The sequence below is a fragment of the Tenacibaculum sp. AWR4_210 genome, from assembly GCF_056160945.1.
The window spans coordinates 137,276-151,889 of sequence record NZ_JBSWYF010000009.1; the positions used below are offsets into that span (position 1 = coordinate 137,276).

Genomic DNA, 14,614 nt, shown 5'->3' on the forward strand with positions numbered 1-14,614 from the left:
TTCCTTATATTTGCAACCGCTAAACGCAACGGTCTGGTAGTTCAGCTGGTTAGAATACATGCCTGTCACGCATGGGGTCGCGGGTTCGAGTCCCGTCCAGACCGCGAAAAGCTTCTCATTTTTTGAGAAGCTTTTTTTTTATGCGTTCTCCCTCCGAAATTTACATCGTACTTGGCTGTTTTTACAAAGCGCACTGCAACGAACAATTCACCTGGTATATTTGAGTATCCGAAGCGTCCAGAGTCCTACTTAGGAATACCTTCACCGTGTCAAAATCACCGCTATGCAAGTATTCAAGCCACTTCTTACTGCCCTACTTTTGTCAGTAAATTCCTTACTTGGAAACACCATTTCCAAGGACAGCATTACACTCCCTAAAAATCAATGGTTTAGTACACTTGAACTTTCTTCTAGTCATGTAACAAATAGCATTACCAACGGCAAACTAGATAAAATTTCAGGTTTCAACTACAGCGTTGAAGCCAGTACTAGTATCAATTACCGAATGAATGCTCACACTGCCATAGGGCTATTTATAAACTATCAAAAATTTCACAAACCTCCATATGCAGGCCTACATTTAGGAACTTCCCTACGATTTTATTTTGACTCAAAACAACTGGTCAACTATTATATCCAAGCCAGCTACCTTATCGGCACCAACCAACTGAGCAGCAATTTTGGGCACTTCCGTACAGGGTTTCAAGCTCCCATATTTAGCTCCTATCCTTTTCAATATTATTTTACGCCCTACCTACATTACAGCCCATTGCAGTCCACGAGTTCCCCTACTCTTTTACATCAATTCTCGTTAGGATTAGGGGTCGGTATCATTTACTGAGTCATCCTCGTACTGTTACCGTGTTTTTTTTAGACTCTCAAACAAAAAAGTGAGACTTTTTAAGTCATTTAGAATATATTTACCTAATCAAACTAACCGAGAATTACGCATTCTAAAAACATGAAAACCCTACTATGAGTTCCATTAGAGCGAATAAAGGCCAAACAGCAACGGCCTCTTCAAAAGAAAAGAAATCACAACAAACAGCACAGCTGCAAAGTCAGCATTCCCAACATCAAAATCTTCAAGACTCTGAGAATGCCATTGCTACCAGCCCTCGCATGAACGCTGTACAACTCAAAGCACAGCAAATTGAGCAGGGTACTGTCCAGCGTCGAGAAAACAACACCGGACTTCCCGATCAGTTAAAATCTGGTATTGAACAATTATCAGGCCTGGACATGAGCGATACACGAGTACACTACAACTCGGCCAAACCCGCTCAATTACAAGCCCATGCCTATGCACAAGGTACGGATATACATTTGGCTCCTGGCCAGGAAAAGCACCTAGCTCACGAAGCTTGGCACGTGGTACAACAAAAACAAGGACGCGTAAAAGCGACCACGCAATTAAAAGGAAAAACGCCGATTAACGACGATGCTGGTCTAGAACGCGAAGCTGACATCATGGGCGCGAAAGCTTTACATATAACGGCGTCATCACAAACTACCGTTCAACAAAAAAGTATCGCAAACACAAACCAACCCGTACAGCGCTACAGCGTTGTTCAGGATAGTCATGGAAAAGTTTTTAATAAATCGGCCAACGGGCATTTCTTAGTGGGAATCGGTTACCCTAACCACGATTTATACGTCCAAAACGAAGACATGATTACGCAACTCAACGATCGTTTGGATGCCAGTTTGATAAAATTTGTCAACAAAGGGACCCACCAAATCACCATTAACAACGAAACCAAAGACTACGTAAAAGTATACCCAGGCCATAAAACCGCTGGTCCAAACCGCATTGATGAGGCTTCTTTAGGAACTGGAATCAAGGATACGCTCATTAACAACTTGGCTAAAAAACAATACAAAGACAATCTCAATGACGATCAAGAATACAAAGACTCTGAATTTAACGACCAATTTGACCTTATAAACAAGCGAGCTGAGTTTACCAACGACCCAGGCTCATCGATGAATATCTACAGTTTTAAACTGATGGCTGAATTTGTTCGAAAGTCCTTATCTCAGATGGGCTATACGCACGATGAAACGGATGTAATTCAAGACACGAAAAAAGCCTATATCAAAACCTATGCGGTTATCAATAGTTACTTGAAAGGTACGGGAAAAACCAAAAAAGACGTCAATACTTCTCTCGTGAGTTTCAAAAATGAAATTCCGATACTCTCTGTAGACCCTATGATTGAGAAAATCATGTATAAGACAGGAGAAATGCTGGACTTTTTGCCAAAAATCCCAGATACCTCAACCGATTTTTTAGTCAAAAAAGGACATTTAAATCATCAGTTTTCTCAAATGGACCAAGGAGAATTACTGCTACCCCGCGGATGTGATATTGTTGCTGGGACCACCATGGGGAAGGCTACAGATGAAAATACGCCTACTCCTTTTTCGATGCGTTTTATCATGAACAGCTCACAAGGAGATGACCACAAACACTTCTCTACCAAGATCTTTGGCGATGATACGGACTTTGTTACTATCGAAGGATTTGCAGCCTCTGGACTCAATATTTTTGACGATACATGGGAATTCTTCCTACATGGAAATCGCGAAACGGAGGTCGATTCCTTTAATGACTATACCATGGCACGTTATGACTTTTTCGATTTCAAGAAACCCTATATGGATACCTACAACAACCTCACGGAAGAACGCAGGAATGATCGATCGGGAGGAGATTATATGCAATTAGGGGTATTTAAAAAAATGGATGCCGATCCTGCCCAAAAAGCCGTAGACTTTTACAACGAACACATTGCCACAGGTGGAGGACAAAAAACGCTCAAAACCAAAGCCCGTAGAGATCTAGAAGAGTTAAACCGCTTAAAACCGCTCTTGTACAATGAAGCTAACAGGATTATCGAAGCAATTCCTGCTAGTTACAGAACGGTTACCGAAACTCCGTATACCGAGGTAAAAAACAGAATGAACACCGAGTTGATGGGGGTACTAAATAGTGGAAGAAATGCTACCATCCATAGTTTTCAGTTAGCACTTACTACCTTAGTTAAGGCTAAAATGGGCTATCATGAATTCCGATTGCTCGAATTGGCAGATTCTAAAAACTATTTAAAATACAGCATACAAGACAGTTCTTTGAGCTTTAATGCTAAAGCTGACGATGTGATTACTGGTTGTAATAACCGTATCAGTAAAAACAAACTCAGTTACGGACCTGCCACACTTATCAAAAACGAAGTTAACCAGCTTAAAAGAAAATTTCAAGAATTAGACCTGTATCTAGCCAATAATTTAACAGGGCTCAACCATATAGTATAAGCATTTTCATCACCTCCCTTCCTTTAGGGAGGTGTTTTTATTTTGGCCTTCTCCATACAAAAGTCCCCCTTGATTTTTCGCTTTTAGAAAAATCTACTTATCTTCAAAAAGTTAAAACCCCTCGTATACTACCTAGCGTACTACAAGCGTTTTAACATTATCAAACAATTATTTACGACAACAAAAACTACGCTAACATGAGTTCATTACGCGAATCCAAATCGCAGAAACCCACTGTTGCTCCCCCTTCAAAAAAGCAAGCGCAAACTGTGCAGCTTCAAAGCAACAACCAGTTTCACCAACGTCAACAAGACACTCAAGAATCTATTGATTCGAGCCCCAAAATGGGAGCTATGCAATTAAAGGCTCGCCAAATTCCAACGGCACCAATACAACGTCAGATAAACAATACTGGCTTACCCGATCAATTAAAATCTGGCATCGAACAATTATCAGGACTGGATATGAGTGATACTCGAGTACATTACAACTCGGCGAAACCTGCCCAGTTACAAGCTCATGCGTATGCTCAAGGTACTGACATCCACCTAGCTCCTGGGCAAGAAAAACACTTGGCTCACGAAGCTTGGCACGTGGTACAACAAAAGCAAGGCCGCGTCAAAGCAACCACTCAGCTCAAAGGAAAAACTCCTATCAATGATGATGCAGGCTTAGAAAGAGAAGCAGATGTAATGGGAGCCAAGGCGCTACAAATGAGAACCGATACTCATGCTCCCTTGCAACGTAAAAGCATCAGTTCAAATGCCCAACCTGTTCAGCGTTATAGCGTAGTTCAAGACGATGCCGGGACCGTTTATAATAAATCTAACAACGGGCATTTTTTAGTAGGACTTGGATACCCCAACCACGAGCTATACATTCGAGATACGGGTATGATTGATGCCTTAAATAACAATTTAGATGCAAGTTTACTGCGCTTTACCAATGCAGGAGCTCGATCTATTAGCTTTAACGATACCGCCGAGAGGTACTACAAGGTTATGCCTATTCACAAAACTCAAGGAGACAACGCAATTGATACGGATGCCTTAGATGTGGGTATACGAAACACCTTGGTAAACAATCTTGCAAAAAAACAATACAGAACGCAACTTGATGCGACAAACTCTTATAACAATGAAACCTTTGACGCAGATTTTGAAGCTCAATACGACAAGGAAGCCAAAACCCAAGAATTCACCACGAATACAGGACCGGCAGAAAATGTGTATGAATTTAAAATGAAAACGGAATTTATTCGCAAAAGCCTTTCGCAATTAGGATATACGGATAAAGGAGATGATACTATTGAACGTGTTAAAGGTGAATTCATCCTTGTCTATCAGGTGATCAATCGTTATTTTAAAGGTGGTGCTAACAAAACGGATGTGGCTCAGGCTTTACAACTATTTACCAACTCCTTTCCTTTTGTATCCGTAAACCCTCTGCTTATAAAGGTCATGGAAACCACCGGTGAAATGCAAAATTTCTTACAACATATTCCTGACACATCGAGCACCCACCTCGTAAACAAGGGACATTTAAACAGGCAATTAGCCCAACAAGGAAGAGGTGAACTACTACTTCCGAGAGGTTGTGACATTGTTGCAGGTACCACCATGGGAAAACCAACAGACATGGATACTCCCATGCCGTTTTCAATGCGCTTTTTCATGAATAGTCACTCGGACGATCACACCCATTTTTCAACCAAAATATTTGCCGATGACACCGACTTTGTAACCATAGAAGGTTTTGCCGCTTCAGGACTGAATGTATTTGATGATACTTGGGAATTTTTCTTACACGGTGACCGACTTGAAGAAGATGATGCCTTTTTCCAATATACCATGTCTCGATATGACTTTTTTGACTTCAAAGCCGACTTTATGCGTCGTTATAATGACGCCTCAGAGGCAGAGAGAAAAAAATACGGAGGAGGAAGCACCATGTATTTAGGAGCGAGAAAAGAAATGATGGCAGACCCTGCAAGAAAAGCTATTTTCACCTATAACCAACATATTGACGCTGGTGGAGGTAGAGGAAATCTTCGTCTACAAAAAGAGATTGACGATGCTCGTTATAATGAACTTAAATCCAAACTATACTTTGAAGCAGAACGCATCTTTGAACGCATACCTTCAGGTATTAAAGGAGTTGAAGAAATGGGGTACTCAGCCTATGTTGATGAGCTCAAGTTGCAATTGTTCAATGAGCTCAATGCAGGACGCGAATTTGTGATTGCAAATTTCCAACGTATTTTTAGAAGTTTAATTGAAATGAAAGATGCTTACCTTAGAAGCGGATTCAATACCATCGCTCACGATTACAATTTCCTCAACGGAAGCATTCGACATACTTCAACATCTCCACATGCCATGGCACAAGATTTAAACAGAGCTTGTGACCAACACTTACGAGCAAATGCTGGAGACGGTAGACAAGTAAGATTGGCGAAAAAACGAATTCAAAAACTAGAAGATAAAAGTACAGAATACCACATGTACTTTGCGAACAATATCCTCGGTTTGGATACCATACATTAACAATAAAAGGATCGTGAAAAACACGATCCTTTTTACTTTTAAGAAGCTTTTACAGGCGTTTCTTTCTTTGTTAAGCGGTTATAAGCTTCCACAAAGCCTTTGATGATTTTATAAATAGCTCGAATACACATTAAAATAGCATAGATGCTAATACCGTGCTTCCAATGAATTTCGATATGAAGCACATCTTGCTTGTACAATTCTTCAAATCCTATGACTATTAATCCTATTGATATCAGTAAATTCACATAGTGATTTTCTGTTATCTTGGATATGATTCCCATCACTTTCTTCATATACAATAATTATAAAAGGGTTCTGTAGTTGTTAGTTTTTAATGGTCTAAATATACTTAAGAAATATCGACATCTTCTTCTCCTGCATTGCTAAAAGAAATCGAACCAGCCCAAAGACAATCACAAGTACTACCATCGTCAAGGGCATTCATTCCGTTTATCAATACATCTTCTATTCCCGGTGACCAGGGTGAAACGGTTGCCGGCACACAAGGTGCTGGAGTTTTTACTCCACTAGCTGCTGCCGTTGCCGCAATCACGGCCGGATTCGTTTCTGAAGAACACTCTCCAAACGACATAATATTTAACAACGGAATAAAATCGTTGACTGTTGCCGCTGGCATCTTATCGGTGTTTACTTCATTAATGGGTAATATGGTTAAACTAGAAGTCGCCGTTCCGTACGAACAAGAAATGCTCGCTCCGCTGCAAGTTAAATTCGCCATGTGTATAATTTATAGTTAGTTAAACGTTTTATTTGATTTTTGGTATTCCCGCTTTATTCCTGTCATAATGTGTTTATGACTAATTCGCTTTGCGCCACTTTCCGCTGCCTTAATAGCACAGTACCTGACGACATTGATCATCTCTCCTCCCGATAGCTCATATTTTTGTGCAATACTGTCCAATACCGCTATTCCTTCTTCTATTTCAAACACCTCTCCAATCATTTTCTGCCACAAGAGCTTTCGCTCTCTGTATCGCGGTTTACTAAAATTGATCGTATTTTGAAAGCGACGTAAAAAAGCCTCGTCAATATTTGTCTGTAAATTGGTGGCTAAAACCACCAAACCATCAAAACTCTCAATGCGCTGCAGTAAGTATGCCACTTCCTGATTGGCATGTCGATCGTTCGACGAACTCGTATCCGTACGCTTACTAAACAAGGCATCAGCTTCGTCAAAAAATAAAATCCATCCTTTCGAAGCTGCCGTGTCAAACAACTGTCCGAGGTTCTTTTCAGTTTCACCGATATACTTCGAAACTATCGCTGATAAATCTACGCGAAATACCGGTGCCTCGATAGACTTTCCCAACAAAGAGGCCGCTAAAGTCTTTCCTGTCCCTGGTGGACCGTAAAACAACACGCGATATCCTGGCTTTAATGTTTTGTCGAGTTTCCATTCGTTTAAAATGAGCGCACTGTGCTGCAACCAGGCCTTTACTTCCTGCAATTGACTTTTGATACTCGACTCCAAAATTAAATCATCCCACTCCAATTTGGTACTGATCTCTTCTGCCGGAAATTTGGAATTGTATTTCGGTATGTACTTTTTATTCGTAATAATCATACTGAGGTACTCTTCTGACAAACGCAAAGGTTCTTTCAACTCAACAGGGAACTTATGAGCATCCAGCACACCTTCTTTGTACAGTAAACTAGTATCGTAAATCACGCGCATAAAGTTCATTCTAATAAGTACATCATCCGCTCCTCCTAGTAAAAAACAAACGGTTTCTAGGGTGGGAATAAAACCGTGATGATTGGCATCTTTTACTCCACCAAACTCCGAAAACTCCGCATCAATAGTTTTGTTTTTAAGCAAAAACAAATCCAAACTTTGGGGTTTTATATAACGTGCCATGGTCATCACCAATATCAAGCGCTCCTCAAATCTGACGCCGTATTTTCGCACTATGGCGGCATAGCCCGAAGTATCCTCTTCAGGTACTTCCGGAACTTCCAATTCTTGTACAGCTTTAAAGGGACTTTCATTTTTAAAATACAATGCTATTCCGACATCGATTACCGACTCTAACCAGGCAATATCTAAAGCCAAGGTCAGCGGTTTCACCATTACGTTCTCCATAATACTTCTATATATTTTTCCATCCAATTCAATCGCAATTGACCTATGGTCCATGGAATTTGATCTATCAACATATCAAACGACTTTTTTTCAACCGTTAATACAAACTTTTTTTCTTCCTCAACTAGGCTTCCCTCTCTTGCTAAAAAGGACACCCTCAAACCTTCTACCGAAGTATTTCCTATGATACTCCAATGGCTAATAATAGCTTGCAACATCCCATCAATTAAGGTTTTTTCATCCACAGTCAACATTACTTCTGGCCCCAAAGGTTCCTGAAGTGGCACCCCGCAAACGAGTTTATTGAGTAGCAACTCCTGCTCTTCGGGGCTGTTTGTTCCGTGTACCGCATATTGCAATGCATACATCCCTTTTTGTTGGGACTGGTAATCTTTAAAGACCCTGTTTTCCAGTAAGCCCATTCGCTCGAATAACATGGGTATATAAGGTCCTAATAACACCATCCCTGCGTTTTCGACAAATACTGTCCCCTCTATGGTTTCCTTTTCTATTACTACCGGGACTGCTTCCGTAGTTCGCTCAAACAACTCCTGATGTTTTTTCTTAACGTTATTAACAATTTGCTTTGACAAACGCTTTAAAAAATCATACTTATCAACAAATTTCTCAGAAACCTCCAATAAACATCCCATGCGTTCTCGCGGTAATTCTTCCATACTCGACTGTAGCAACAAAGCCCAATCAGCTACCTGCCACGTCGAGCTGTGTCCCAGCTTTAACTTCTGTAATACTAAGGTTACAAAGCGCATCCACAGACTTTGGTAGTGACTTGAAGACAGCTCTTTCTGAAACACTCTAAACAACTCATAAACATAGCCCAACTCTTTTTTACTCCGATCATCAACAAGTATTAACAACAAAGAATGTTGCGCTGTCACCTCAAGCTTGTTGATGGCAAATGCTCGAAACTCCTTATGCCTTATCAATACTTCAAAATCTTTTTTCCGCTCCGATTTCCATTGAATTAAACGTTCCAAAGACTGTTGAGAACGCTGCGAATTGTTAACAACTCCCCACTCGCCTTCACTTGTTAACAACGTTATTAACAACTGTTGATAACCTTCATTTCCATCATGAAAAGCACGCTCACTCGCATTCAAAAACAACTCAAACCCACTATTAGACAGCAAGTTAGATAACAACCCGTGCTGTTGAACAACCCAACTCACATATAAGTGACTGAGCTTCAAAACACTCATTCCTTGGACATTAGACACAGTTATTAACAATTCATCCACCAAAGTAGCTATTGACACCTGTGAATTTTTAGCCAACCTGCTTAACAGCTTTATTTTCAACTCAAACAACAGTGTGGATGTTACGGGAACCAGCCCAGCTAACTCTCGTAACACAAACTCCTGAATACTGAGAAACAACTCCGATATAAGCGTTGAGTTCATCGGTGTTATTTCGGACAAAAACAACTGGAATTGTTGTGAGGTCATATGCTCGATCCATTGTTTTTGGAACTTTGATTTTTTAAATAACTTTACAAACTGTTTTGGTTGTTCTTGCAAAATTGCCGTCATACAAGTTTGCAAGGCTTCTCGAGTCTTTGCTCTTGCCCACCAAGGAAGTCCTCCTTTCTCAGAAAAAAACACCAACATATCCCAAGCGTAATTCAAGGGCTTGGTAACTTGATTTTTTAACTTTTCTTCATGAGCTATCACGCGTTCTATCAAGGCTATTACCGATGTACTAGCCTGTTTTAAAAAGGCTTCTTGATTTAACAAAACCCGAATCGACTGCAAGCGTACCCCGTGCTGTTGATAAAAGCTGAGAATCACATTTCGAAGGTGACGGTACAAATGAACCTCAGATCTTTGATAAAAACTCTGTTCAATTTCACGGTGTAATTTCAAAAAGGCTTCCTCGGGAATTAGGTGCAACATAACATTGGTACTTTTATCTTGTACCAACTTTCCCTTAGATTCATACTTTGTTGGATAGTGGGCTATTAAACGCTCCAATACCGTTTTCATAACCGGCGTTATCTCCAAGGAACGCAATAGGCGCTTTACCTCTTGTAAAACTGCTGCCACTTCCGCCCCTTTCTTTTCCAGCTCGTGCAAACGTTCCAGACTCCAATGCAGTAATAAGCGTTCGGTGCTTCCTCCCGATTTTCGTGACGCTTCTATAAATGCACGTGCAAACTTCAAACTCGAGGTAGTATATTGCTGTGCTAACAGCTGCTCATAGAATGTAAACTGACTCACATTGTGTTTGGCTTTGTAATACGCATACAACTGCTCCGACAGCTCCAATACAACTGGCCTATATACGGTTTTTTGAACGCGTTGTTCAAATCCCTTTTGCTTGCGAAGTAATTTTATAAAATCAGGTAACCACCTGTGAACACTCGTGGTATTTTTTTGTTCGTAAAACTCCAAAATCGTCACGAAATCTTCATCAATTCGAAAATCCTGTACCAATTCCCATAAGAACGCAGCGAGCAAGGGTTGTTTGGATTGCTGCTCTTTAGCAAATACAGCCCAACTCATTCGCTCAAGTTGTTCTTCTACCCCAAGTAGCGTTTTAGACAGCAAAGAAAGTTGCTGTGAATACTGTTGTAATTCTTCAAAAAACTGAAACAATCGCTGTACTTGCTGCTCTTGAAGCACCCTTGCTATTTTTCGTAATAATTGTCTGGAAATGCGCTGCAATACCAAGGTTATATGATCGCTATCCTCTTGAAGAAATTTATAAAACACGGTCTTAAAAGCCCGCGGATCTTTGTGTACTAATTCAGAAACCTGGGCCCAAAAAGTCGCTTCCGAAAGGCTACTGCTGCTGGGCAAGGACTGGTACTGTAAATAATACCCTATTGTTTTAACCAAACTTTTAGCACTCGTCGTCGTCGATATGGTTGTTTTCTGTAATTCTTCTTCCAACTGGAAAACCAGCTTCCCGAAGTTTGGGATGTTTGTTTGTTGAGATTTACGAACTCCAGCCGCTAAACTCTGCAATAAACTCGCATAACTCAAATTGTACTTCGCTGCAACTTCCTTAATTAAGTATTGCAAAAAGTTCTTCTGATTGGCATAACCAGAAACCTCCGTAAAAATATAGGCCAACACGATATCCCAGGTAGCTTGGCGAAAATATCCCGGGTTGGTTTCCACCAGTCGATATTCCTGTTGGTATCCTATAATATCTCTTCTCGATTGGTTGATAAAGCTAGCCTCTTCGCTTTTCACTGCGATGACAATTTCTTCTAGAGATTCATCTTGCAACTGCGATATCAAACGCTTTCGAATACGTTCTTTCTTTCCTTCTACTTTCAGCACCTCTATCAAAGTTTCAGCATCATCTCGAAGGGCATCTTTTAATAAACTCACCGGGTTGGTAGCCGAAGGCACATCCCATTGCAGATACCCATTTTTCAGAAAAAAGATAAAGCGATCTACTTGTGTTTTGTGTATAGGCTGCCGAGTACCTCTGAGCAGTGTGTTTTCAAAGACATTTGATTTGAAAAAGCTCGCCAGAGCCTCTTCTAACTTATACGTTAACTCACGTTCAAAATTCACCGCTGAAATACTGCCTAAATCGAGTTCTATTTCATTGTAGACATCTAAAAATTTTGGAGAGTGATACTTATCCAACACGCGTTGTATCACGTGCTGAATGCTGTGTTCTTGTAGCTGGCTGACACGCGACTGATACGCATGTCCTTCAGCTGCATCTCCTATTTCGAGCTCAAACCGCTGTCGTCGGATAATATGTATCGCTTCTTCCTCCATCAGCTTTAAGCAAACATTTGTAACATTTTAATCAATTCGAACGCATAAAAATTCCTAGCCTCTTTAACCGAGGGATCTTCGCTTTGTAGTTGAAACAAATCGGACCATTGAAAATACAGTTCTTCAAAAGCCTGCAGGCGTTCAAAGGTCAACCAATGAAATTCTGATACGATATGGATGGGTAAACTTTCGTACACCGTGTGTTCAAAAACCTTGCGGAAATTATCATTTTGAAAACGAACAGGCCAAGCTGGAAGTACCCAACTCATGGTAAACGAAAAAAAAGTTTCATCAACTTTTTCGTCCCCGTAATACACATAACAAGTCGTGAGTTCTTCAACAGTTTCGACAGTTGTACTCTTTAGCACCCTAGCGAGTCCTCCAATGGCTTCTTCTAAGGCCGGAACTGATGGGTATACATTTTCTGAAATGGCCAACTCCTCTCCTCCTTCGTCTAATACCAAACAAGCATAACCGCCCTCTCGTTTCAGACCTTCAAACTGAACGGTTCCCTCTTGAATTCCGTGTAATAATTTTGAAATTTGCTCATCTCTCATAGCGAAATTCATTTTTTTATACTGGTTCAAGACCAGGTCAAAACTGGCAACGATTTTCGAAAAATCGATGCAAAAGCCAAAGGTTTCCGCTTTAAAATCTGGCAATAGCCAAAGGTGCTCGACTATCCAAAACCCTTCAGACCTCTTATTTAATTCCAGCAAATATGCTACGGCCTGATGCACGGCAGATACTGCTGCCTCTTTGCTCGTGGCGATGTGCACAACATGATAGGCTCCTACCCGGCTTCTATGCAATACCAAATAGGCACCTTCTTTGTGAGGATGGGGTTGAATACTGTAATTTTCAACATTGATACCCTCCTTGAGTACTGTACTTAACACCCCTTCATCACCTCCCACAAAATGCATCCCTTCTCGCAATTCGCGCTGTAATTCTATATGTGTAAACTGTACAGAAACCTCATCAATTTCGACCTGACCTAATGGAGTATCGATGGTTATTTCTGAAATTTTTAAAGCCAATTCTTCTGTAGGGGCATGCAGGTGGATCCCTGCGTCCATAACCGTTTTGGTAAACGACTTAATTTCGAAGGACTCAATGCCCGTTGCTATCGCTATTTTTTTAAACACCCCTGCTAAGTACCGCTGTTCCTGATCGCCCAATGCTGTTTTTATAGCAGTATAATCAAACGATTTAGCACGCTGATAACTCAGCGTTCCGTACTCGGCAACAAGTTGTCTTTTCGATTTGAGTATTTGGTTTTTGTACGTCTCTTCAGGTATTAACCCAAGGTAGCTAGCCTTGTTAATTTTTTCCAGTGCATATCCCTGAAATACCTCACTGTACCTCGCTAATAACTGGTCGGCAATGGCGTGCAAACGCGACGAGGCATGTCTGTCAAAATAACGCATCAATTCATGCGTAACCACCGACCAATACCGCTCTAATTCCTCCAACTCCATATCGGTAGTTTGAGGCATTAACAATTCGGTCAGTTCAGCAACATCTGGAAGTGTATTGGTAAAATACGTTTGTTTATCCTCAGTGCGAACATCGTACAAAGTGTAGAGTTTATTCAATTGTGCTAAAAAGTTCACCAACAACTGATCAAAGGGCAATAGGTATGCCTTTAACTGTTGTACTTGCGCTTGCCGCAGAGGACTCGCGCCTTGGCTAATTCCGTGATCTCCTACTCCGTACAATTCTGGCAACTGCTTTCGTATCGGAAAATACTCCTCGATATCCAAGGCGCTTCCGGTAGGGATATCAATCGTATTATCGGCGTGAGAAGCCGCTTTAAATTTGCTAGCATCCAACGCCTGAATAAAGGACAATTGCTTTTTAGTTTGAACTAAATCGGGGTAAAACACCACTCCTGAATTCTCAAAGACTAACTGTTCATTCGTTTTCGGAAACAATACCCGAGCCGTCATGTTTTTGGGTATGCGCAGGCTCTCGCGGATTACGTGCTGTTTCTTAGCCACGGGATCTAAAAAGCTCAGGCTAAAATCACTGATATTGACCACTCCACGAATTCGAGAAATGAGCTTGATGATTTCTGGAATGTTGATATAATTTTTAGGATCTTTTAAACTGGCGTCTTCAATAAAACCATTATTTAAGGACGGACCGTTAAAAATGGTATTGACAGCATAGCCTTGCTCTTGCATTTGACCTAAGGAGCGATAGGTAACTTCGGGTGCTAGATAATCGTTTATTTTATGGATAATACTCGCCAGCACTTCCTCTCCCTCAACTAAATCAGACAAGGTAATATGAAAATCCATGACTAAAGATAAAGGTTTATACACCTCAATCGCGTATAGGTCTTCACAGAGATTTCTATTTGCCTGATACAATGATCGCATTTGCTGTTTGATCTCCTCATTTTCACGCTGCTCATTTTTCCGATTGGCGTGGTATTCATACTTTTCCACATAAACGTGGAGTAAGCCCTTAATATTGGCGAGTTCCTTTTCGTAACTATCAACGGGATAAATCCAAACATTTTTAATATTCGGAATTTCATCGATCCAAAGCTTGCGATAATCTTCAAAGGTTACGGGGCTGGTGGTCAAGATATCCGCTGCTTCAAACAGGCCATTATCACCTGATGCTAGCGCTGCTCCCTTAGAAGAATGCAAAATATCTTCAATGGGCAATGCTATTTTATAAGCCACCTCGGTCATTGCATATGCAATGTTTTCAAGGAGCGTTACTCCGGGATCGTGCTCGTTGTAATCTGTCCAAGTCGCACCACTGAGTTTTTGCAATAACTCCAAGGCCTCTTGGTGCAGATTTTCGTACAAACTAGTACCCGGTTTCTTTTTAGCTATATATCCTTTCGTGCTTCTATTCATTCA

At 40.8% G+C, this 14,614-nt stretch carries 8 protein-coding genes and 1 tRNA gene; 4 read left to right on the plus strand and 5 right to left on the minus strand.

Going from position 1 to position 14,614, the window contains the following annotated elements:
* Positions 1-30 precede the first annotated feature (30 nt).
* The 4 genes from ACXAG7_RS16350 to ACXAG7_RS16365 all read left to right on the plus strand — a co-directional run bounded on the left by ACXAG7_RS16350 (position 31) and on the right by ACXAG7_RS16365 (position 5,864).
* Positions 31-104: transfer RNA gene (locus ACXAG7_RS16350), tRNA-Asp, on the plus strand.
* 179 nt (positions 105-283) lie between these two features.
* On the plus strand, positions 284-841 hold the full coding sequence (locus tag ACXAG7_RS16355) for a hypothetical protein (protein WP_476667478.1): 558 nt from the start codon (positions 284-286) through the stop codon (positions 839-841).
* A gap of 134 nt (positions 842-975) precedes the next feature.
* On the plus strand, positions 976-3,318 hold the full coding sequence (locus tag ACXAG7_RS16360) for an eCIS core domain-containing protein (RefSeq protein WP_476667479.1): 2,343 nt from the start codon (positions 976-978) through the stop codon (positions 3,316-3,318).
* A gap of 197 nt (positions 3,319-3,515) precedes the next feature.
* Complete coding sequence (locus ACXAG7_RS16365) at positions 3,516-5,864, plus strand: eCIS core domain-containing protein (RefSeq protein ID WP_476667480.1); 2,349 nt, start codon at positions 3,516-3,518, stop codon at positions 5,862-5,864.
* Positions 5,865-5,902: 38 nt separating this feature from the next.
* Here ACXAG7_RS16365 and ACXAG7_RS16370 read toward each other — a convergent pair whose 3' ends face one another.
* Genes ACXAG7_RS16370 through ACXAG7_RS16390 form a run of 5 tightly spaced genes read right to left on the minus strand, consistent with a single transcriptional unit; the run spans position 5,903 to position 14,611 of the window.
* A complete protein-coding gene (locus tag ACXAG7_RS16370; protein WP_408042720.1) occupies positions 5,903-6,160 on the minus strand; it encodes a hypothetical protein in 258 nt (85 codons plus the stop codon).
* A 56-nt stretch (positions 6,161-6,216) separates the two neighbouring features.
* Complete coding sequence (locus ACXAG7_RS16375; protein WP_408042719.1) at positions 6,217-6,606, minus strand: DUF4280 domain-containing protein; 390 nt, start codon at positions 6,604-6,606, stop codon at positions 6,217-6,219.
* Positions 6,607-6,621: 15 nt separating this feature from the next.
* A complete protein-coding gene (locus ACXAG7_RS16380) occupies positions 6,622-7,971 on the minus strand; it encodes an ATP-binding protein (RefSeq protein WP_408042718.1) in 1,350 nt (449 codons plus the stop codon).
* Entirely contained in the window at positions 7,959-11,732 is a 3,774-nt protein-coding gene (locus ACXAG7_RS16385) for a contractile injection system tape measure protein (RefSeq protein WP_476667481.1), read from the minus strand. The genes ACXAG7_RS16380 and ACXAG7_RS16385 overlap by 13 nt, the downstream gene beginning before the upstream one ends.
* Before the next feature lie 5 nt (positions 11,733-11,737).
* Positions 11,738-14,611: a hypothetical protein gene (locus ACXAG7_RS16390; protein WP_476667482.1), complete on the minus strand. Its 2,874-nt coding sequence runs from the start codon at positions 14,609-14,611 to the stop codon at positions 11,738-11,740.
* Positions 14,612-14,614: the final 3 nt, after the last annotated feature.

Excerpts from the sequence above, each read along its gene's own strand:
- ACXAG7_RS16355 (WP_476667478.1), top strand. The coding sequence starts at position 284 with ATGCAAGTATTCAAGCCACTTCTTACTGCCCTACTTTTGTCAGTAAAT.
- ACXAG7_RS16360 (WP_476667479.1), top strand. The coding sequence starts at position 976 with ATGAGTTCCATTAGAGCGAATAAAGGCCAAACAGCAACGGCCTCTTCA.
- ACXAG7_RS16365 (WP_476667480.1), top strand. The coding sequence starts at position 3,516 with ATGAGTTCATTACGCGAATCCAAATCGCAGAAACCCACTGTTGCTCCC.
- ACXAG7_RS16370 (WP_408042720.1), bottom strand. The coding sequence starts at position 6,160 with ATGAAGAAAGTGATGGGAATCATATCCAAGATAACAGAAAATCACTAT.
- ACXAG7_RS16375 (WP_408042719.1), bottom strand. The coding sequence starts at position 6,606 with ATGGCGAATTTAACTTGCAGCGGAGCGAGCATTTCTTGTTCGTACGGA.
- ACXAG7_RS16380 (WP_408042718.1), bottom strand. The coding sequence starts at position 7,971 with ATGGAGAACGTAATGGTGAAACCGCTGACCTTGGCTTTAGATATTGCC.
- ACXAG7_RS16385 (WP_476667481.1), bottom strand. The coding sequence starts at position 11,732 with ATGGAGGAAGAAGCGATACATATTATCCGACGACAGCGGTTTGAGCTC.
- ACXAG7_RS16390 (WP_476667482.1), bottom strand. The coding sequence starts at position 14,611 with ATGAATAGAAGCACGAAAGGATATATAGCTAAAAAGAAACCGGGTACT.